Below are 18,745 nucleotides of genomic sequence, written 5' to 3'. Positions count from 1 at the left end.
GACGAGATGCTGGCAGCGCTGGAGGCGTTTTCTTCCCGGTCGGAACCAGCCGGTGAGGACGACATTGACGAATTGTTGCAATCGGTCGCCGTCTCCGGTGTCGGCCGCATTCAGGACCTTTTCCCCAATGCTGAATCGCTGGCGGCCATTGAAGTGACTTTTTTGACCGCGGCACCCATTGGCAGTGCGCCATTGAACCAACCATCTGAACCGGAATCGCTGCCCTCCCCGGATATTGCCCACCTGCTGGCTGGCCTGCCTGCGATGGATGACGATGAACGGGAATCCCTTCTTTCAAGAACACTGGATGAAACCTTTTCGTCGATGCTAAACAGCGATAATGGTGCCGATGACGCCGGTGATGCGCAAACGGAAGAGGATCCTATTGCCATGCAGTTCTCATCGGATACGGAAGCTGCTGATTATCGGCCCTTGCCATCCGAGAGGGAGGGCGATCGGGACGAGGCGTTGGCCATCCTCGACGACTTTGGCAGGGATCGAAACGACGCCCCGAAAACCTTGACCGATAGAAACGTTTATAGAAACATGGCTGGACTGCCCGTCTGCAGTGAAGAAGACGGTGATCTGTGGCCCGAGGCCACGGCGGTTTCCATCCCGGTTCCCGATATGCCTGAATCAGATACCGAAACAACCGTACGGGTTCTTGATTTTTCAACACCGACAACATCTGAGACGACGGCCGCTGACGAGTCTGCGCCTGAAACCTTCAGCGCCCGAAGCACAATCAGAAAGAGTATCCGCGTCGATGCGGATAAGGTTGACGACTTGATGAACCAGGTGGGAGAACTGGTGGTCAACCGCTCTTCATTTACCCAACTGTTTGCTGAAATGCGGGAAATGAGCCAATATCTAAACCACCGGTTTCCCATGGACAAAGCCGATCAGCGCCTGATTTCCAGCTTCAGCACGCGGCTAAACGACGCCACAACGGTGCTGGGACGGGTTTCCAGTGAACTCCAGGAACAAGTCATGAAGGTGCGCATGCTGCCGATATCAAGGCTTTTCAACCGTTATCCGCGACTCGTTCATGACCTGCTCAGGGACTCGGACAAAAAAATTCAGATTCAATTCCGTGGTGAGGAAACCGAGCTGGATCGGATGGTCATTGAACAACTGGCCGATCCCATGATCCATATCATTCGAAACGCTGTGGATCACGGCATCGAATCCCGTGACGACCGAAAGCGAAAAGGAAAACCGGAAAGTGGCGTGTTGCTGCTGGAGGCATACCATGAAGGAAGCAACGTCATCATCGAGGTAACCGATGACGGAAAAGGCATTGATCTTTCCCGCATCCGCCAAAAGGCCGTGGAGAAGGAACTGGCTGACCGGGAGACCCTGGAGCGGATGGACCAACAGGCGCTGATCGACATGATCATGCTACCCGGATTTTCAACTACGGATCAGGTGACTCACACCTCCGGGCGCGGCGTCGGTATGGATGTCGTCAAGCGCAACATCGAAAAAATAAATGGGTCCCTGATCGTCGATACCCGACAGGATGTGGGCACCCGCATCAGGATTAAAATCCCGCTGACCCTGGCCATCATACCGGCCATGATGATTCGGTGCGCTGGCAGTCACATCACGGTGCCAATGAGCGCTGTGCAGGAGACCTTTCGCCTCGACCGGGGAGAGATTTTTACCGTCGACGGCAGTGAGATGATGCATCTGCATGATGAACCCTTGTCGCTGGTCAGGCTGAGCGACCTGCTGAACATGCCGGACCTGGCACCGGCCAAATCGGACGGCCGGTTTTTCGTTGTGGTGGTCAGAGCCGCAAATGGTCGGACCGGTTTTATCGTGGATCAATTGCTGGGACGACAGGAGGTGGTGATCAAACCGTTGGAAGACTATCTGCAGGAAAACAGCGGGTTTTCCGGGGCGACCATTTTGGGTGACGGCAGTATTTCACTGATCCTCAATGTGGACGAACTGGTGGTCATGGCCAAGGAACGCGAATCTGAAAGGAGACTAGCCGCTGCCGTGCTGTGACCCTACAAAAAAATGAGTGTCCTTTTACCCTCCAAAGGATACCGAGGGGCAGGGCGGTTTCAACGGCCTTTAAAAAAACGGATTCGAGTTTAAATGAAATTTGGCAAATAGAAATGGATTGACACGCTGGGATATGAGAACCAAAGACGCTTCTTCCTTAGCTCATCCGCCAGACACGGACAGTGGTTTTGCCGGGACGCTGAAGAACATTCAGCTCAACGACCTGATCCAGATGTGCTGCCTGTCCGCTTCCAGTATTTGTATGCGGGTGACCAAGGATAACCGGATCGGTACGATCTTTATCCTCGACGGCGAGATCGTTCATGCCGCCTGCGAAGACATCGTGGGAGAAGAGGCGTTCTATCGGATTTTGGGCTGGCAGACCGGTAGCTTCGAGTCCCTTGAAGTGGGAACGATTCCGCAACGGACCATCCAGAAAAACTACCATTTTCTGGTTATGGAGGCGGCCCGGCGTGTCGACGAGAAGACTCAATTTAAATCAGATCAGTCCCTATCAGTGCCCTACCCATCCGAAGACACAGCCGGTAATTGGATACGGGTGCTTATCGTCGATGATTCTCCCGTGATGCGAAAAATTCTTTCCAGCATGTTGACCGCCGGCAACCGGGTCAAGGTGGTGGGCATGGCCGGCAACGGTAAAGAGGCGATCTCCATGATCGACGACTTGCGACCGGACCTGGTGACGCTGGATGTGAATATGCCGGTGATGGACGGCATCAGTACCATCAAACACATCATGATTAAAAAGCCTTGCCCGGTGGTGATCATGTCCAATCCCGGGTATGGCTCTTCGAAGACCATCTTCAATTTTTTCGAGCTGGGCGCGGTGGACTTTATAAACAAGCCCACCAAGGACCAGGATATCTTTTTTCAACAGCAGAAGATCTTCGAACGGATAAGGGTTGCCGCCACGGCAGAGGTCGGCAATTTCAGGATTGCGCGAATTCCCAAAGCAAAAACAGGCAACCCGGACGGCAAGTCGGTGGACCGTGCATGCCGCCGTCTGGTCATTGTGATCTCCGGGCCCGGTGGACACCCGGAGCAGGTGAGCCTGCTGTCCGGTCTGGTACCGGCATTGGGCGATGAAGATGGCGCGGTCGTGGCCCTTCAGAGTCTGCCGCCATCCTTTAGCGATGCTTTTGCCCGGTATCTGTTCGACCGTTGCGGAATCCAGGCATCACCCATCGACCAGGAAATGTCACTTTCTGCAGGGCAATGTTATGTGGGAATTCACGGCTGTCCCCTTGCAGTGAGGATGAATGACCAACGACCGGTCATCGCCCCCGACGCACCTGAAAAAGGGTTGGTCCAGGTGGACCGGCTCCTGGTAACCGCCGCATCCGTTTTCGAGCAACGCCTGGCGGTAATTTTACTGTCTGGTGCCAATACCGGTGAACAATCGGGGTTAAGGGTCGTGCATGAAAACGGGGGGCGCATCATTCTGCGAATGCGGGCATCCGGCATGGTTGCCGAGCCACTCGACCAGGTGGTTGAGGCTGGTCTGGCCGATGAGGAGGTGAATCCCGCCGACCTGATAAAAACCGTTTTAAACGGGTTTGACCTGAAACACTGACCCGGCGTGCTGCCGTGCTGCAGATCCGCGTGCGGTCTTAATTTTGTCTGTTGCCCGAGGAAAATAAACAATGATCATTGTATGTCAGAAATGCAGAACCCGGTTTCATCTCGACGACGATGCGACTGACAAATCGTCCTTCGTGGCACGGTGCACGATTTGCGGCCATCTTTTTTCCGCATACAAGCCTAACCGCGTTCAGGAGATCACGTTCCTCAATCTTGATCATGCCCGCCAGGATCACGCCAACGACCATGTGATGAGCATCAGCAACCGTAAAGGGGGGGTCGCCAAAACCACCACCTGCCTGAACCTCGGCGTATCCCTGGCCATGCACAACAAGAAGGTGTTGCTTGTGGATTTCGATGCACAGGCCAATCTGACGCTTTCACTGGGGCAAAAGCACCAGCCCACGTTTTATGATGCTCAGAAAGCTTTCGGCAAGCCGCTGGACGATTTCATCATTGAGACACAATATCCCAATCTCTGGCTATTGCCCTCCGGCCGGAACATGGTTCTACTCAACAAATTGTACTTCGGGGCCCAGCATTTTGAATACATGCTCAAGGACCGGATCAACCCGGTCAAAGATCAATTTGATTTCATTCTGATCGATACCCCACCCTCCATCGAGTTTTATACGTTAAATGCCCTTACCGCCTCCAACCGGGTGCTGATTCCCTGCCAGTGCGATTATCTGTCCACTCATGGCGTGGACCAGGTGATGCAGCTGATTCGGCTGATCCGTAAAAAAGCGAATCCCCTGATTCAGTCCCGCATCCTGTTTACCATGCTGGACCAGGCCAGCCATACATCCCGGCTGATTCTATCTAAAATCAAAGATCTTTACGAGGGGCAGACCTTTAATACAGCCATCGAGATGGATAATGCCCTCAAAGAGGCCCAGATCCTGAGTATGCCGGCCATCCACTACAGCCAGAACAGTGTGGCCGGCACCCAGTATATTGAACTGGCCCAAGAGATCATTTCAAACCTGGATGACTCGCTGCAGTCTGCGCCATGAACCCCCCCAGCGGTTATTCGCTTCAGCGCACCATGATTATCTACATTCTTTTAATCGGGTTTGCCGCTCTGCTTGTCGCCTCAGAATTTGTGTTGGACACCCATTCAACGACGCTGAAACAGGAACTGAGCCGAAATTACCAGCGATTTGCAAGCGGAGAACTGGCTGAGGGCCAAGTATACGAGCCACTGGTGAAAATTCGCAACAAAGCCATGATGATGGTGGGGGTGGTCCTGATGGTAGTGGTCATCGTGCTGACCATGTTCATTAAAACCATCACCGAGCCCCTGCAGCACATGGTGGAGGTGTCCAAGGCTATATCTGCCGGAGATTTGAGCCGGACAACGGGGGTCGAATCCAAAAACGAACTTTCTCAACTGTCCGCCGCCATCGACGACATGTCCACCAACCTGCAGGAGATCATCATGCTTTCGCGATCGGTATGCGATTCAGCCGGCCGGGTGACTTCGAACACCATAGGGCTGATGAGAAAAGAGCGATTGACGCCCGGAGGCTCGGATGCAATGGAACAGCAGCTCGCCCGTCTGGAATCTGAACTGGTAATGCTGGGCCAGGTCATTGATTTCTTCAAACTCTATTCAGTGGACAACCAGCCATGGCCGGGCTGAATCTTCTGGCCTTCCCGGCAGGGATGATCATCGCGGCCCTGGCATCGGCGGTCGGCATCGGTGGCGGCATCCTGTGGATGCCCTTTTTTATTATTTTTTTAAAGCTATCGCCGGAGACCGCGGTGGTCACCTCGCTGCTGGTACAGACGGCTGGCATGGGATCGGGCAGTGCTGCATATATAAAAAAGAGAACAGCGGATCTTCCTCTGGCCTGCTTTTTTCTGCTGTTGGCGCTTCCCGGGCTCGGTCTGGGGGCGTTGCTGACCCGGTTGCTGTCTTCGGCCAACCTGGAGTTGGCGCTGGGGATATTAACCCTTACCACGGCCTTTATCTTCGTGTCGGCGAACCAGAAATATAGCGATACGGGCCAGGACCGGGTGGCGGTGAAACAGGCCCGTCGCTGCGGGTGGCTGGTTTCACTCATGGCTGTGGCCAGCGGCATGCTCAGCGTGAGCATTGGCGAGTGGCTGGTTCCTCTCATGCGCAACCGGCTGAAACTGCGCATGCGTGTCGCTGTCGCCACCAGCATCGTCACCATTTTTGGTACCTGTATTGCCGGCTCCGCTTTCCATGTGATTTTAGGGACATCTGCCGATCTGACGGCTTTGGTCTGGGCGGTGCCCGGCGTGATCATCGGCGGACAAATTGGCCCGTGGTTTAGCGAGAAGATCAACGAGAGAATGCTTAAGGAGGTTTTTATCTTCCTGCTCACGCTTATCGGCATTCACCTGATCTACAACAGTTATTAATCCAATAGGATGGTGACCTGGCTTGAGCACCAAGGTTCGTAAAAAAGGCGAGAAGAAATCCTATGCCTACCTGATGCCGTTTTTGGGCTTCTTCGCCCTGCTGCTGGTTTGGGATGTATTGGCCCGCTTCAGCGGCTGGAGCCGTGAGGTATTTCCAGGGCCTGTGGTGGTTTTGGTGAGCATGGGAGAACTGCTGGCCGATGGCACCCTGATCAGGCATACGGTGGCCAGTCTGTTCAGGGTTACCGTGGGGTTTTATCTGGCTGCCGGGTTGGGTATCCCCATGGGTATCGCATTAGGCATGATGAAAACCGCCAGATCCTTGATTAACCCACTGATTCAATTTTTACGGCCCATATCGCCGCTGGCCTGGATACCCCTGGCCATGCTATGGTTCGGCATCGGCGATCCACCGGCCATCTTCCTGATTTTTTTGTCTAGTTTTTTCTCGCTGGTGGTTTCCACCACCATTGCTGTAGATGGTGTCAATCCCACCTATTTTCATGTGGCGGCCAACTTCAACTTTTCCCGTGCTGAGATCATTGCCCGACTGGTGATCCCCGCCATCATCCCGGAGGTCGTGACGGCCCTGCGGATGACGGTGACCATCTCCTGGCTGGTAGTGGTGGCAGCAGAGATGATTGCGGTGCAATCCGGCCTGGGGTTTCTGATTTTGGATTCGAGAAATGCCCTCCGCATGGATTACGTCATGGATGGCATGATCGCCATTGGCCTGGTGGGACTGACGCTGGATTTTCTTATGCGCCAACTGGGTGACCTGGAAGCCGCCCGTTGGCGTAAAATGACTCATTAAGGAGTAGGGTGTTGGGCCGCATCAACATCGAAAAACTTAACAAAACTTACGCCAATCGCCGCAGAGACCCCCGCAGCGATGATGACTCATCGCTGCGCCAAGGCGACCGAGTGACCGTTCTTTTCGATATCGACCTGAATATCCTGGATGGTGAAATGGTGTGCTTCTTGGGGCCGTCGGGATGTGGAAAGTCGACCTTGCTTAGAATCATTGCCGGGTTCGAGTCGCCTTCCGATGGTCGTGTGCAGATTAACGACAAACCGGTCAAGGGACCTTCTGCCGACCACATATTTGTGTTTCAGCACAGCGGCTTGTTCCCATGGATGACCGTTTTCGAGAATGTCGGCCTGGGGCTCCGTCATCTGAAAAACCGACGGGACAGGCACGAACAGGTATCGGAATTTATCGAGATGGTGGAACTAGACGGCTTTGAGCAGCACTATCCCCGGCAGCTGTCCGGCGGCATGCAGCGCCGTGCGGAACTGGCCCGCGCCCTTGCCGTGAACCCCGACATTATGATCATGGATGAACCGTTCAGCGGACTTGACTTTCTCACGCATATGAAAATGCGTGAAGAAGTGGTCAACATGCATTCGTTCATTCAAAAGACAATCCTGCTGGTGACCCATAACATCGATGACGCATTGATCATGGGCGACCGGATCGTTATTTTAGGGGACAGTCCCACCCGGGTGATCATGGATCGAACGCTGGACTTCCCCCGGCCCCGCGATTTTGAAAAATCTTCTGAATTAAGCATGTTGAGAAGTGAGTTGTTCCTCATGATGGGAGTCAACTATGCCGTTTAGCCTCAAACCCATGGTCGGTTCCCGTTCACTGACGCTACCCACGAAGCTATGCCTTTTTTTTCTTTTCTGGCTGCTGTTCATCTCATGGCTCCACTACCAGTTGAACAATCAACCGGTGGACCAGAAGATCGTCCGCATGGGATATATGCCGGTGGTGACGAACTTGGCGGCACCGCTTTTGGACCATCTTTCCCGCCGCAGCGCCAGTGTCCATTTCGAAGCCGTGAAGTTTTCCTCCTTTGCTGAAATGGCCGAAGCCTTGAGAAACGACAGTATACAAGCGGCGTTCATCATTGCACCGCTGGCGGTGGTGCTTCGTCAGCAAGGGGTCGATGTGAAGGTGGTACTGATCGGCAACCGGCATGAAAGTACCCTGGTGGCGAGAAAATCCCTGAATGCGAGACGGCTGGAAGATTTGTCCGGCCGTACGATTGCCGTGCCGATGCGATATTCCGGACACAACCTCTGCCTGCAGAAGATGATCGAGGAAAAGGGGCTGGGCGGAAAAATTAGCGTGGTCGAGATGAACCCACCGGACATGGCGTCGGCGCTGACGTCTGGCGCACTGGATGCCTATTTTGTCGGTGAACCATTTGCCGCCCAGACCGTGCTCAGTGGTGACGCCGATGTCGTGGAATATGTTGAGTCCCTGTGGCCGGGTTTTATCTGCAATCTCGTGCTTGTGAAAAGCAGCTGGATTGACGCCTATCCGTCCGTTGTGCGAAAACTGGTAGAGACGGCGGCGAGATCCGGGCTCTGGGCCGGCCGCCATCCCGATGAGGCTGCCCGGATCGCGTCCGGTTACTGGAACCAGTCCGTTGAGCTGGTACGCCATGCCTTGACCACGCCGAGTGGTCGGGTGGTTTATGATCAATTTGTTCCTAAAACAGCGGAAATCCAAACCCTTGCAGATCTCATGGTGCGCTATGATCTGGCTCGGCAAGCAGACATCACTGGTCTGGTGGACGACCGTTTTGCCTTGGCTGCGTCCATTGACGGCATCGACGACCTGGACAGCATCATGCTGAAGCGCGGCCATCCGCCTGAAGAGTAAACCCCCTCGTTGAATAAACAAAAAGAAAAGAATCACTTCCGCGGGATCTCAAGGGGGCTTGACGGGTTCAGCGCAACAGGATGGGTAAACATGCCATGAGCGCATGCAAGACAATTCAAAATTCTGATGAAGACAACAGTTACGAGTGAGGAGTGATGACTTTAGCGGAAGGTTTATGCTGCCTGTCAGGCCCGATCGTACCACCCAAATACCCGGAACCAGAAAGCTACTTTTTGAGCAACTGCCCAAGCTCTTCCCGGATAGCGCTCAGTTCACTCGCCATCATGGATTTCAATTCATCGATTGCGCTGACAACTGCATCAATGCCGGGCATTTCTTCTGGTTTAATCGGTTTCTGCGAGCCGCTGGACACATGCGGGGGGGAAGATGCGAAGATCAATGCCTTCAACCGCTGGAACTGCCTGACCTCTTCCAGCATCAATTTTTCTTTTTCGTTACGGCTCATATCATCGTTGGTGACAGATTCCTCCAGAACAGAGTACACCGCCATAATTCGCTTGATGGTATCCGGATGGGCTTTGGACTTGTGCGTGCGTACATATTTACCCAGAGATTTTAAAAGTTTGAGCAGAGTATGGATCACCTTGTCGTCTTCGAACTGCTCCATTAGTCCGTCTAACTGACCGATAAACGTATCGAGAATATCATCGGTGATTTCCCAGTCAATGGCCAGGATCGTGGATTTTAATTCTTTTAACGGAAGATCGGTTTTTGGCGCTGGAGGCGCATCCGCAGGCGGCTCATCTTGGGAAGGCAATGCATCACTGAAAAAATCATCGAGACGGTTTTCCAAATCAAAGGCGAACGTATCATTCGCTTTTTTATCCACGGCGGTACCTCCTTATAAAAGCTTTTCCCGAATCGCCACCATCGTTGTAGAGATGGCTTTTTTAACAGTGGGGATCACATTGTCTCCCTTTAGTGCACTGGCCGTGAAACTGGGAGCCTTGAGTGTGGCGTTGAGATCCTTTTCCATGGTTTCAACGTCGAGAATGGGAATTCCCTCCGTTGCCAAGTCTCGCTTATTATATTGGAACACAAGGGGGAGTTCGGCGATGTCTATATCGTAAAAATGAAGATTCTCCGATAGATTGTTCAGGGCAGTGATATTGTTTTCCCTTCGGTCGACCATGGAGTCAGCGACAAAGACAATACCATCCACACCTTTGAGTACCAGTTTGCGGGTGGCGTTGTACTTGACCTGGCCGGGAACCGTGTAGAGTTGGGTTTTAACATTGTACCCTTTGATCGCCCCCAGTTCGAACGGCAAAAAATCGAAAAACAACGTCCGATCGCCCTGGGTCTTGATGCTGACCATGTCACTTTCGATTCGGTGCCGGATCCGGCTGAAAATATATTCCAGATTGGTGGTTTTCCCGCCTCTGCCGGGGCCGACAAAAACGAGTTTGACCTGAACTTCTTTTGTTTTGGTATTGATAAACGCCATGCTTCCGTCCCGTTTGCTGTTCAGTTCGGGTGGACCAAGCCGTTAACGCCCAGACCCACAGTTTAGGTCGATCGGGTCTGTTCAATCAGTACTTTTACTTTTTTAATCACTTCATCGATCTTGAGTCTGAGATAGCCCAGAGATACATCGTTCCCGAAAATGGACACCAGCAGAAAGTCATCCATGATTTTGGTGAAATTGATGTTCTCACTCTTGCCTTTGTGGAACAGAAGCGAAAACTCCTCTTCACCGATGATGGAAGCCATGGCGCTCACCGCTCCGAAATTCCCGGCGGCCAATGCTGCCAGCGAGTAGACATCGTGGCGAACCTTACCGTCATCGAGGTTGACGATGACATTGCCGGCCATGTCGATGAGGATCACGGACTGTATGCCCAGCGTCATCAGATCGGTGGTCAATGCCTCTTCCAAACCGTCCAGTTGTTCTTGATCCAGGATATAAGACAATGTCCCTTCCTCCTTGATAGATCAGCGCTTTCCCGGGCAGCCAGCCATCGTGGCCATTCCCGAAACTGCCTGCTGCGGGTGCTCACGCGCTGGCTCACCGGTACGGTGGCGATTCTGCTGCCCCTTGAGCGGATGAAGTGTAATTTTGCCCTGGTGGCAACTGCAGGTTCAATCATTCGAAAACGATTTTACCGGTTCAATTGCGATTAATACCCTTTTTTGCTTTAGGTTTTCAAGTTTTTTCTATGATTTTAAGTACTTTTTTTTCGTATTGGCTGGTTCGATGACATATCGTCAACACCGGTTGACCCTACGGGCACTTCTATTCCGGACAGGCGCCCCATTGCCGGCAGCTTTATCCAATAATTTGCTAATATCCTGTAACTGTTTGTTATTCAGCATTATCCCAGTGAATAGAGACTTGATTTTTCCATTAAAAAAGGGATACAATACCGCTAACGAATGTCGCCATGCGTCACTTCAGGGTGTGGTTTTCCCTGCCGTGGCCCAATTAAGGCATGCCCTGGACATGTGTGGGTGTGTCCGGGCGTACATACGAATAACCTCGACGGGAACCTTTTGAACCGCGATATCGAGCGAACGGGGAATCGATTGTATCATTACGGTGCTGCGCAGCGCTGCCGTTACCGGCAGAACATTCCCCGCGGCTTGTGGGAGCGATGCAAAGATCCCGCTCATCGGGGCCGCGGGGAGGGTTCAATGCCTGTCGGAATCCGGAGCAACCCTTGGTCGACATATGCAGGAGACAACACTGATGCATGATCCCACTTGGCAGGCGGAAAAAAAGAAAATTCTGACCCGCCTTTCAATTGCCATCTACAAAATGACCGACGAACAGTTGATCTCCCTGTTGCATCTGTTCAAGGACTTGGACCTCAAGGACAAAGATAAACTTCTGAAAATACCGAAGCCCCATTCGGAAGGCGTTGTTGCGGCCAGAGACCGGCAACTGCTCATCGCGCGTTTTTTTCTTCTGATCAATCAATTGTCCGAAGCGGATCTGCTGAAGTTCATGAATCGTTACGAGCAGAAACGGTTTGCCATGCTTCGGGAATTTCCCCGGGTTCCCTGCAATATCACTCTGGATCTGGCTGCTGATGGACGTGCCATCAACTGTTCCGCAATGGATATCAGTGCCGGCGGGATGTTTGTGGAAAGCTGCGAGCCATTTACAATGAATCAGTCTGTCTCCATCTGCTTTTCGGTGGCCGATGACCAACTGGCCCTCAAAATCAAAGGCCGCGTGATCCGTTTGGAGCAGGGTGGCATCGGGATACAATACGAATCGCTGACTGGATATCAGATGGAAATCATGAAGAATATGATTAACCGCCTCCAGCGTCAGGCCAGTTCGCAATACCGCATAGGCTGAAAAATTGTCTCTCCCGGCGTTTTCGACACAATCACCAACGGCCTGATGACGCTAATCAATGGCGCTGCCTTTATCCGGTTCAGTCGGTAGATGAACCATTGAATTTCGAACCCACCGTGCTATATTAATGCCGAGGGCGACGATTAAGTGAGTTAACAAAGGAGTTTGACTGGACATGATTGACGTTCGAAGCCAGCATATTGATGTCAGTAGTGAGCGACGGCAATACCCCAGGCTGGAATTTCGCTGTACGGCGCTTTTCGGTCATCTGAAGGATGTGCTCAAAGTGACCGATTTGAGCTTGAACGGCCTGTTTGTGGAGGTGAGGGATAAATCCGGTCTTGATCCGGGGCGGTTGGTCAGCCTTGCGATCAAGTTTCCCACCGAAGAAAAAGCGGTCCTTTTAAAGGCCAAAATCGCCAATGTCAACAAAAGGGGAGTGGGGTGCTTTTTTGTAGATTTGGCTCCCAAAACGTCTGAGGCTATAAAAAACTGTTTCGAAACGTTCAGGGACACCCTGCCTCTTCGCTGACCCTTGAGACTTGAGACCCGGGAGGCGCTTTATCTCCACCTGCCGGATCCCGATGGCTCACCTTTACCCCGTCGCGGTGTCTTCCAGATGCGACACGATGGCCAAAGCGGATTGGATGGCATTGCTGTCACGGTTTACCCGCGTGAGTGGTTCCATGGCTGAAACCATAGCATTGATCTGAGGGTCGAAATAGATGCCGCCCCCGACCTCCGCTTGAATCGTCAGATGCTTTTGCGACACCATCTGGATAATCCGTCCGGCGTTTTTGTCCCGTGGCTCTCTGGCCATATTGGTGATCAGGGTGGGGCGAATTCGCTTCAGGTGCGCTGCCATTTCAACCGCATCCGCCGGAGCTCCATATTCGGCCACCCGATCTAACAGGGTGCTCACCGTTCTCACCCGCATGTCGTTTTTGGGGTCCATTGCCGCTTTTACCAACCCACTCAGAGACGGCCGCCGGCTCGTCAGCCGGCTCAACGTCCGATAAACGGCGTTTCTGACGAAAGCATACGCATTTTGAATGGCAACGGGTTGGGGTGTCATCACCACAATCTGACGGTGGGCAGATAAAAAAAAGTCAAGGGTATTGAATCCGGTGCCGGCACCCAAGTCAAGGATCACATGGTCGGCCTCGATCTTGGAGATAGCCTGAAGAATTTTTATCTTCTGGGTATATTGAAGGTTGGCCAGGGTCAGCACCTCGCTGGCACCGCAGATGATTCGAAGTCCCTTCTGCTCCGTGCCCATGCAGACCTCGTCCAAGGTCGCATACTGGCGGCTGATAAAATCATTCAGGGTTCTGCTGGGAGTGCGGATGCCCATGAATGTGTGGAGGTTGGCCCCGCCCAAATCTCCGTCGATGACCACCGTGTCCTGGCCTTTCTCGGCCAGCGCCATGGAAATCAATATGCTGATAACGCTCTTGCCTATGCCTCCTTTACCCCCACCGACCGCCCAGATTTGCGGGGATTGTGTTCGCTCTTTTTCAGTGTACTGATTTTGCATCTGTTTTTATCCCTTCCAATTCAGTGTCGCACCAGTTGATTCCAAAGATTCCAGATCATGTCCTGTTCGTCGTTGGATATGGTACAGAATGCATTCAGGGCGATTGCAGTTTCATCAGCCATCGGATCGAACGTGATACCGACTATATGGGTCGGACAGGTTCCCCGGCCGACCGTTTTCCGCCAGGCCACATTGCCGATCAACCCATCGATCACCGTTCGATTTCCTTCAAGGATCGTCAGGGTCGGTTTTTGTTTGAGCAACGCGTCAACGTCGGAGCGGGAGGTATCATTTTTCAGGACCACGCAAATGCCGCCGGTTGAAAGGTCTCTGGTGGTGCCGTGGACGAACCGCTTTTCTTCGGTGTCGTCCGACAAAAACTCGATTTTTATATCCGCAGGCAGGCAGTAACGACAGGACCTGCGAACCGTCTGCCAGGCCCGGTCGCCTTGGGGCGTCCGGATCCGGCTTAATCGTTCGAGAAGTTCGCGGATTCGCGGAAAGCGATAGCAGGTGGCCTTGAGCACCGGTTTTGAGATTTTTACCAGTTCCACGGCACTGGTGGCCGCGACGCGGGCGAGGCAGAGCGATTCCTCTTCAAGGGGGAAAATGTCCCCAAAAATGTCGTTTTCCGCCAGCGCAATGGCCGTGGATGGTTCAGCATCCTCTATTTGTGGCGGTGTTTCCGTCAATTCGCCTGATACAATGAAATATATGTCCGTGGACTCCTGACCGGTGTCGTAAACCGCCTCGCCAGGTGACAGGCGCACACGGGCCAGGCGAAGCATCAGGGCCACCATCTCCTCATAGTTCAGTTGGGAAAAAAGGACCTGTGAGGGCATGCCACCGCCTCCCTTGCGCCGGACCATCGTATGGAAATCGAGTCCTTCGCGGTGGGAAGGCTTGACGATACTCCACTCTAATATTTTAGCTACAATGGACTGGAGCACCAAACCGGCGTCCAGGTAGAGGGTGGCTGCTTTATGGTAAGCCAGCAGCGCCGCATCCAATCGCTTTCTGCCGACCAACAGGTCTGCAAATTTGCGATACAGATCCGCATTGTCGGGAAAAACCTCAAGAAGGTTTTCAAACTCCTCTGCCGAATTAATATCGATTTGGTCATCGAAAATCTGTTCGATGACGCTCTCCTGGTCCGGATTCGCGTGCGGTTCGATTCCATTCATGTTCAGAGCATTCGTCCTTTTTTTAGTGCCGCAATGACAGCGTCCAGGCGTTGGTTCAACAATTCGCTTTTTTGGTGTGACAGGCGGATGACTTCCACCAGGGCGGCCATCTGGCGGTCGGTCGTTAATACCATTTCGCTTAGGTCGGCCAGTCTCCGGGTGAGACTGGCCATCTGGGCCTGGATCGATTCTCTGGTTTCCCCACGGGCATCCTCCTGGCGGTCCCGGCGGAAATCGCCGATCATTTTTTCAAGATCGTCCTTTTCGGCCTCCGATAGGCCGACAGTGAACGCATCTATTTTCTGTTGGGACATGAAGATACCTGGCCTGTGTTTTCATCGGTGATCATGGTTTTTAAGATGCTCGCTGATCACCGAGTCAATGCTGTCAATATCCCGATCCTTGGTTGGCGGCAGATCGTTTATCCAGGATGGCTCCGGAGGATGTTTCCGACTATTACCCATCCATATCAGAAAAAAGAGCAGGACAGCAATGATTGATGTGACCACGATCAGGGCGGCGATCAATCGCTGCTGAAACCGCTTTCGGCGCAAATCGTCATCGATGCCGCTAACCGGAGAAGCGGAACCGTGGGCTTTGATCAATGCCTCATCCATGGACCGCGACTCTCCAGCCGGTAGTGGTTTTTCCGACTCGCCGCCAGGTGCCGGTAAAGACACGGTTTCTTCAATCGAGGCAATATGGGGTGATTTTTCAACGGGCGGGTTGGCGGTATTCGGAGAGAGGGGAAGATACGCATCGATGATGAAACGATGAGGACCGGTGAGTGAGAAGGTTTTGACATCGGCTAGGTCGAAGGAAAAGATCGCATCAATACGCGTGACGTCTGACGTGTGGGAAACATCGAGGCTGATGATGTCATCGTGGTATTCACCGATTTGAAGGTCAGACAGGTTGTTGATGATCCCGGTCAGGGCAACCTGCAGCGTGTTACCGTGGATGGAAAAGGACGGGGGCGGGTTCAACGGCTGGTCAAATTCCAGCACCATGCGCACGTATGCTTCGTTATCGCCAAACCGCAGGTCCTTGACAACCGTCGCTTCTACCCGAAGGGCAGATGCAAGGAGCATGGCAAGGAACACGATCATCAGCGGTGTCGCTTTCAGCGCAACCCCTTTTTTGAACTTAGCCATTGCTGTGTCGCTGGGTGGTCGGGATCGGATGCTCGTCCGATCAATTATAAGGCAATTGATTCGCCGGGTGGACGTTGGTGGGGAAAAATATTAAAAAAAGGGTCTGATGTCAAGGCCCGTTGTGGACCTTTATCGAGTTAACCGCAAAATATTGTGGTCGAAGGTGACGGTTCGCCTTGAACCGCAACAGCGAGCGCATGATGGGTCGCCTGCCGCAGGGAGGGCTCAAACAGGCTCAGGATCCAATCAATACTATGGTGCCTGCACCGGGCATCCTGACACGCCCGGGGTTGTATCTCACAAGGATGGAGAGGCCTTTTCCGGCTGAAAGGCGCATAGTGGCTCCTCAGCCATGTAATTGCCGCTGGCCTCAAAGGCCCTGGCTCGGCATCCGCCGCAGACCGCCCGGTATTCGCAGGCACCGCATTTCCCTTCCAGCTGTTTGAAGTCGCGAAGCTTCAGAAATACCGGCGAATGGTTCCAGACCTCGCCGAAAGTGGATTGGGTGACGTCGCCACATTTAACATCCGTGTAGCCGCATGGTTGCACGACACCAGTGTGGGAAATGAAACAGAATCCCGTACCAGCCAGGCAGCCCCGGGTCACGGCATCCAGCCCATGGGTTTGAAAGGAAATCGTCTTTCCTTCGGCTTTAGCCCGCTGACGCAATATCCGGTAGTAGTGGGGCGCACAGGTGGCCTTGAGTTGCAGCGGTGTTTTTTCGCGCTGGTCATAAAACCAGTTCAGCGTGGCTTCATACTCTTTGGCATCGATTGCCTGGTCGACGATATATTTTCCCCGGCCGGTGGGGACCAGTAGAAAAATATGATGGGCTACCGCGCCAAGCCGTTCGGCCAGTTCGAGAATCCTGGGGATTTGATCCAGATTGCTTTTGGTGATGGTGGTGTTGATCTGAAATTCGATTCCAGCGGCTTTTACATACTCGATGCCGCGGATGGCGGCATCAAAAGCACCGTCAACACCACGGAACTTGTCGTGGAATACCTTGGTGGCCCCGTCAATGCTGGCACTGATCCGCCGAATGCCGGAAGCCGCCATCTTTTCGGCGGTTTCCGGGGTGATCAGGGTTCCGTTGGGGGCCATCACCATCCTCAGCCCCAGGCTGTCTCCATGCTTGGCAAGGTCGAAGATGTCATCCCGGAGCAGGGGTTCACCGCCGGTGAGGATGATGATGGGTTTCCCCACCTCGGCGATTTCATCCAGCAATTTGAATCCCTGGTCGGTATCCAGTTCTCCCTTGTAGGGACCGTTGGTGGCTGCGGCCCTGCAGTGAACACAGGAGAGGTTGCAGTTCCGGGTCGTCTCCCAGGCCACCAGGCGAGGCGTGTTGCTCTTGCCGTGAGCGCTGGGCGGATTTCCTTTTTCAGTGTGGGGATGGGGGTTCATGGATCTAATCTATCCTTTGGTAAGCGTTCAGGGGTTCAGCGTTCAGAAGTTCAGTGTTCTCAGAAAATTGGAACGACGACGGCTAAAGCCTCTCCAAATTACAGATGATACTTTCCAGCCGGCAGGCCGACGGGTTGGAAGCAGGGCAGGCGTCTGAACGGTGAACCTTGAACGTTTGAACGGTTATTTTAATTGTTTGTCGTCATCCGTTGATCAGGGCGGCGGCATCCATGGCAAAATAGGTTAGGATCATGTCGGCGCCTGCCCGTTTGATGGCGGTAAGTGTTTCCATCATCACCTTCTGGCCGTCGAGCCAGCCCATTTTTTCAGCAGCCTTGATCATGGAATATTCGCCGCTGACATTGTATGCCGCAACGGGCAGGTCCACCTCGTCCCGGATCCGGCAAATGATATCCAGGTAAGCCAGCGCCGGTTTGACCATGATGATGTCGGCGCCTTCCTCCACATCCATGGTGGCTTCGCGGATGGCCTCCCTGGCATTGGCCGGGTCCATCTGGTAGGTGCGCCGGTCCCCGAACTGGGGGGTGCTGTGGGCCGCCTGCCGAAACGGTCCGTAATATGATGAACAGTACTTGGCGGCGTAGGACATGATGGGGATTTGGGAATAGTCGTTTTCGTCCAGCAGGTTTCGGATCTCGGCGACCCGGCCGTCCATCATGTCGGACGGTGCCACCATGTCGGCACCTGCCCGGGCATGGGACAGGGCCGTCTTTGCCAGAAGATCCAGGGAGGCGTCATTGTCCACGGTATGGCCGTCCACAAAGCCGCAGTGGCCGTGGTCGGTATACTGGCACAGGCACACATCGGTGATCACGGCCAGTTCCGGCAATTTGTTCTTGACCGCGCGGGTGGCCCGCTGGACGATGCCGTCTTTGGCGTAAGCCTGGGTGCCCAAAGGGTCTTTTTTCGATGGGACGCCGAAAAGAATAATGGCGGGAACGCCCAGGTCGAAGGCCTGTCCGGCAACCTTGACCAGGTTGTCGATAGACAAATGGTATTGGCCGGGCATGGCATCGATGGGGTCTTTGACCCCTTTTCCGTCGACGGCAAACAGCGGCAGGATGAAATCGTTGACGGAAAGGGCAGTCTCGCGGACCATTTTGCGAAATGCATCACTCTGGCGCATCCTTCTGGGGCGATATTCGGGAAAGAGCATGTCAACTCCTGGAAATGGTCGTATAAGGTGCAATGGATCGGGGTGGTCATGCGCTCGTGTTGTGATCTATCAGAACAACCAACCCGGAAATTAAAGATTGCAAGCACCAACTCTTAAATAACAAATCTTGACGGATTCGTAAAAAGCTTTTCAGGCCATGCATGGCCAAATATCCGAAAGAAACTCGCTGATTGGCTAATGCATCAAAATTCACATAATAAACTAAAGTTACAGCATGTTAACGTAAAAATTTGCTGGCGAGTTCCTTA

At 53.3% G+C, this 18,745-nt stretch carries 19 protein-coding genes; 10 read left to right on the top strand and 9 right to left on the bottom strand.

The window, feature by feature from the left end; all coding sequences use genetic code 11:
* From QNK41_RS05235 to QNK41_RS05200, 8 genes are all read left to right on the top strand, one after another.
* The coding region (locus QNK41_RS05235) for a chemotaxis protein CheA (RefSeq protein WP_319254475.1) at nucleotides 1-2,016 on the top strand (2,016 nt) is incomplete at its 5' end.
* Nucleotides 2,017-2,149: 133 nt separating this feature from the next.
* Nucleotides 2,150-3,610, top strand: a complete 1,461-nt coding sequence (locus QNK41_RS05230; RefSeq protein ID WP_319254473.1) for a response regulator — start codon at nucleotides 2,150-2,152, stop codon at nucleotides 3,608-3,610.
* A gap of 70 nt (nucleotides 3,611-3,680) precedes the next feature.
* Nucleotides 3,681-4,634 (top strand): AAA family ATPase, encoded by a 954-nt coding sequence (locus tag QNK41_RS05225; RefSeq protein WP_319254471.1) that lies wholly within the window; start codon nucleotides 3,681-3,683, stop codon nucleotides 4,632-4,634.
* A complete protein-coding gene (locus QNK41_RS05220) occupies nucleotides 4,631-5,263 on the top strand; it encodes a methyl-accepting chemotaxis protein (protein WP_319254469.1) in 633 nt (210 codons plus the stop codon). The genes QNK41_RS05225 and QNK41_RS05220 overlap by 4 nt, the downstream gene beginning before the upstream one ends.
* Nucleotides 5,251-6,012, top strand: coding sequence for a sulfite exporter TauE/SafE family protein (locus QNK41_RS05215; protein ID WP_319254467.1), 762 nt, complete (start codon nucleotides 5,251-5,253; stop codon nucleotides 6,010-6,012). Before QNK41_RS05220 ends, QNK41_RS05215 begins: the two co-directional genes overlap by 13 nt.
* 22 nt (nucleotides 6,013-6,034) lie before the next feature.
* On the top strand, nucleotides 6,035-6,826 hold the full coding sequence (locus QNK41_RS05210; protein WP_319254465.1) for an ABC transporter permease: 792 nt from the start codon (nucleotides 6,035-6,037) through the stop codon (nucleotides 6,824-6,826).
* 11 nt (nucleotides 6,827-6,837) lie between these two features.
* Nucleotides 6,838-7,635 (top strand): ABC transporter ATP-binding protein, encoded by a 798-nt coding sequence (locus tag QNK41_RS05205; protein WP_319254464.1) that lies wholly within the window; start codon nucleotides 6,838-6,840, stop codon nucleotides 7,633-7,635.
* Nucleotides 7,625-8,689 carry an ABC transporter substrate-binding protein gene (locus QNK41_RS05200; protein ID WP_319254463.1) on the top strand — a complete coding sequence of 355 codons (1,065 nt, stop codon included), beginning with the start codon at nucleotides 7,625-7,627 and terminating at the stop codon, nucleotides 8,687-8,689. The genes QNK41_RS05205 and QNK41_RS05200 overlap by 11 nt, the downstream gene beginning before the upstream one ends.
* 226 nt (nucleotides 8,690-8,915) lie before the next feature.
* Here QNK41_RS05200 and QNK41_RS05195 read toward each other — a convergent pair whose 3' ends face one another.
* The 3 genes from QNK41_RS05195 to QNK41_RS05185 form a co-directional block, all read right to left on the bottom strand.
* The gene (locus tag QNK41_RS05195) at nucleotides 8,916-9,539 is read right to left on the bottom strand and encodes a hypothetical protein (RefSeq protein ID WP_319254461.1); all 624 of its coding nucleotides are present in this window, start codon (nucleotides 9,537-9,539) and stop codon (nucleotides 8,916-8,918) included.
* Nucleotides 9,540-9,551: 12 nt separating this feature from the next.
* A complete protein-coding gene (locus tag QNK41_RS05190) occupies nucleotides 9,552-10,157 on the bottom strand; it encodes a GTPase domain-containing protein (protein WP_319254458.1) in 606 nt (201 codons plus the stop codon).
* A gap of 62 nt (nucleotides 10,158-10,219) precedes the next feature.
* The gene (locus QNK41_RS05185; RefSeq protein ID WP_319254456.1) at nucleotides 10,220-10,624 is read right to left on the bottom strand and encodes a roadblock/LC7 domain-containing protein; all 405 of its coding nucleotides are present in this window, start codon (nucleotides 10,622-10,624) and stop codon (nucleotides 10,220-10,222) included.
* Between the two features lie 775 nt (nucleotides 10,625-11,399).
* Between QNK41_RS05185 and QNK41_RS05180 the strand changes: the two genes are divergently transcribed.
* Nucleotides 11,400-12,017 carry a PilZ domain-containing protein gene (locus QNK41_RS05180; protein ID WP_319254454.1) on the top strand — a complete coding sequence of 206 codons (618 nt, stop codon included), beginning with the start codon at nucleotides 11,400-11,402 and terminating at the stop codon, nucleotides 12,015-12,017.
* A gap of 175 nt (nucleotides 12,018-12,192) precedes the next feature.
* On the top strand, nucleotides 12,193-12,549 hold the full coding sequence (locus QNK41_RS05175) for a PilZ domain-containing protein (protein ID WP_319254452.1): 357 nt from the start codon (nucleotides 12,193-12,195) through the stop codon (nucleotides 12,547-12,549).
* A gap of 63 nt (nucleotides 12,550-12,612) precedes the next feature.
* On the opposite strand, the gene QNK41_RS05170 is transcribed toward QNK41_RS05175, so the two are convergent.
* From QNK41_RS05170 to hemB, 6 genes are all read right to left on the bottom strand, one after another.
* A complete protein-coding gene (locus tag QNK41_RS05170; RefSeq protein ID WP_319254450.1) occupies nucleotides 12,613-13,554 on the bottom strand; it encodes a P-loop NTPase in 942 nt (313 codons plus the stop codon).
* Between the two features lie 20 nt (nucleotides 13,555-13,574).
* Entirely contained in the window at nucleotides 13,575-14,738 is a 1,164-nt protein-coding gene (locus QNK41_RS05165) for a PilZ domain-containing protein (protein WP_319254448.1), read from the bottom strand.
* Between the two features lie 2 nt (nucleotides 14,739-14,740).
* The gene (locus QNK41_RS05160) at nucleotides 14,741-15,052 is read right to left on the bottom strand and encodes a hypothetical protein (protein WP_319254446.1); all 312 of its coding nucleotides are present in this window, start codon (nucleotides 15,050-15,052) and stop codon (nucleotides 14,741-14,743) included.
* Between the two features lie 21 nt (nucleotides 15,053-15,073).
* Nucleotides 15,074-15,892, bottom strand: a complete 819-nt coding sequence (locus tag QNK41_RS05155; protein ID WP_319254445.1) for a hypothetical protein — start codon at nucleotides 15,890-15,892, stop codon at nucleotides 15,074-15,076.
* Between the two features lie 297 nt (nucleotides 15,893-16,189).
* Complete coding sequence (gene ahbD / locus QNK41_RS05150) at nucleotides 16,190-17,299, bottom strand: heme b synthase (protein ID WP_319254443.1); 1,110 nt, start codon at nucleotides 17,297-17,299, stop codon at nucleotides 16,190-16,192.
* Nucleotides 17,300-17,501: 202 nt separating this feature from the next.
* Entirely contained in the window at nucleotides 17,502-18,476 is a 975-nt protein-coding gene (gene hemB, locus QNK41_RS05145; RefSeq protein ID WP_319254441.1) for a porphobilinogen synthase, read from the bottom strand.
* Nucleotides 18,477-18,745 lie beyond the last annotated feature (269 nt).

The sequence above is a fragment of the Desulfosarcina sp. genome, from assembly GCF_033791525.1.
Classification (GTDB): domain Bacteria; phylum Desulfobacterota; class Desulfobacteria; order Desulfobacterales; family Desulfosarcinaceae; genus Desulfosarcina.
This window is presented reverse-complemented; position numbering and strand designations above follow the sequence as displayed.

What these genes read in the sequence shown, in the direction of transcription:
- QNK41_RS05230 (WP_319254473.1), top strand. Translation starts at nt 2,150, where the DNA reads ATGAGAACCAAAGACGCTTCTTCCTTAGCTCATCCGCCAGACACGGAC.
- QNK41_RS05225 (WP_319254471.1), top strand. Translation starts at nt 3,681, where the DNA reads ATGATCATTGTATGTCAGAAATGCAGAACCCGGTTTCATCTCGACGAC.
- QNK41_RS05220 (WP_319254469.1), top strand. Translation starts at nt 4,631, where the DNA reads ATGAACCCCCCCAGCGGTTATTCGCTTCAGCGCACCATGATTATCTAC.
- QNK41_RS05215 (WP_319254467.1), top strand. Translation starts at nt 5,251, where the DNA reads ATGGCCGGGCTGAATCTTCTGGCCTTCCCGGCAGGGATGATCATCGCG.
- QNK41_RS05200 (WP_319254463.1), top strand. Translation starts at nt 7,625, where the DNA reads ATGCCGTTTAGCCTCAAACCCATGGTCGGTTCCCGTTCACTGACGCTA.
- QNK41_RS05190 (WP_319254458.1), bottom strand. Translation starts at nt 10,157, where the DNA reads ATGGCGTTTATCAATACCAAAACAAAAGAAGTTCAGGTCAAACTCGTT.
- QNK41_RS05180 (WP_319254454.1), top strand. Translation starts at nt 11,400, where the DNA reads ATGCATGATCCCACTTGGCAGGCGGAAAAAAAGAAAATTCTGACCCGC.
- QNK41_RS05175 (WP_319254452.1), top strand. Translation starts at nt 12,193, where the DNA reads ATGATTGACGTTCGAAGCCAGCATATTGATGTCAGTAGTGAGCGACGG.
- QNK41_RS05170 (WP_319254450.1), bottom strand. Translation starts at nt 13,554, where the DNA reads ATGCAAAATCAGTACACTGAAAAAGAGCGAACACAATCCCCGCAAATC.
- QNK41_RS05165 (WP_319254448.1), bottom strand. Translation starts at nt 14,738, where the DNA reads ATGAATGGAATCGAACCGCACGCGAATCCGGACCAGGAGAGCGTCATC.
- QNK41_RS05160 (WP_319254446.1), bottom strand. Translation starts at nt 15,052, where the DNA reads ATGTCCCAACAGAAAATAGATGCGTTCACTGTCGGCCTATCGGAGGCC.
- QNK41_RS05155 (WP_319254445.1), bottom strand. Translation starts at nt 15,892, where the DNA reads ATGGCTAAGTTCAAAAAAGGGGTTGCGCTGAAAGCGACACCGCTGATG.
- ahbD (WP_319254443.1), bottom strand. Translation starts at nt 17,299, where the DNA reads ATGAACCCCCATCCCCACACTGAAAAAGGAAATCCGCCCAGCGCTCAC.
- hemB (WP_319254441.1), bottom strand. Translation starts at nt 18,476, where the DNA reads ATGCTCTTTCCCGAATATCGCCCCAGAAGGATGCGCCAGAGTGATGCA.